We start from the raw sequence: 1,084 nt of genomic DNA on the forward strand, positions 1-1,084 counted from the left end.
GGTCGCGTGGACCTCTTTCGACAACTGTAGCGAATTGGCACCCGCGGTCTCGAAAATCGGGATGGCGACGGCGTTCTTGTTGTCCAGCAAGGACCGCAGGGCATAGTCGGACCCGCCGAGTTCCACCCGCGCAATGTCACCCAGATAGGTTACGGCGCCGTCGGCGCCGGTCTTGACAATGATGTTGCGGAAATCCTCCTCGGACGTCAGGCGGCCCTGGGCGTTGACCGGCATCTGCACGGTCACGTCGGGCAGCCCGGGCGAAGCGCCGACCGTACCGGCGGCTGCCTGGACGTTTTCCGAACGTATGGCGTTGGTGATGTCGGCGGGAGACAATCCGCGTTCCGCGACCTTTTGCGGATCCAGCCAGATGCGCATCGAATACTCGCCGCCGCCGAACATCTGGATCGGGCCAACGCCTTTGATCGACTGCAGCCGGTCCTTCACATGCAGCAGGGCATAGTTGCGCAGATAGGTGACGTCATAGCGGCCGTTGGGTGAGGTCAGGTGGACCACCATCGGCAGGGATGACTGTGACTTCTGGGTGGTAATGCCCAGCGCTCGCACATCTCCGGGCAACCTGGCCTCGGCCTGGCTGACCCGATTCTGCACCATCTGCTGCGCCAGGTCAGCATCGGTCCCCAGCTTGAAGGTGACGGTCAGGGTCATCTGGCCGTCGGCCGTGGCCTGAGACGACATGTAGAGCATGTTCTCGACGCCGTTGACCGCCTCCTCGATGGGGGCGGCGACGGTTTCGGCGATCACAGCGGGGCTGGCGCCAGGATAGAAGGCGCGCACCACCACCTGTGGCGGCACGACTTCGGGATATTCCGATACAGGCAAGACCCGCAACGATAGGAGGCCTGCCAGCAGGATCAGGAGGGACAGGACGCCGGCAAAGATCGGCCTGTCGATGAAAAATTTGGAGAGGTTCATTTGGAGGCCCTTTCGGGTACAGCCGTCCCTGTCCGCACCCGAAGGGCGCAGAGGGATGCGTTAAACTGAGATTTCTTCTCCTCCCCAGTTTACGGGGGAGGTGGCATCGAGCGAAGCGAGATGACGGAAGGGGCTATTCCACTGACAG

General features: G+C 62.4%; 1 protein-coding gene. It reads right to left on the reverse strand.

Annotated features, from left to right (window positions below):
* Nucleotides 1-936: efflux RND transporter permease subunit (locus tag ABI_RS09595; protein WP_040308765.1), on the reverse strand; the 936-nt coding region annotated here is incomplete at its 3' end.
* Nucleotides 937-1,084: the final 148 nt, after the last annotated feature.

This window comes from Asticcacaulis biprosthecium C19 (genome assembly GCF_000204015.1).
Classification (GTDB): domain Bacteria; phylum Pseudomonadota; class Alphaproteobacteria; order Caulobacterales; family Caulobacteraceae; genus Asticcacaulis; species Asticcacaulis biprosthecius.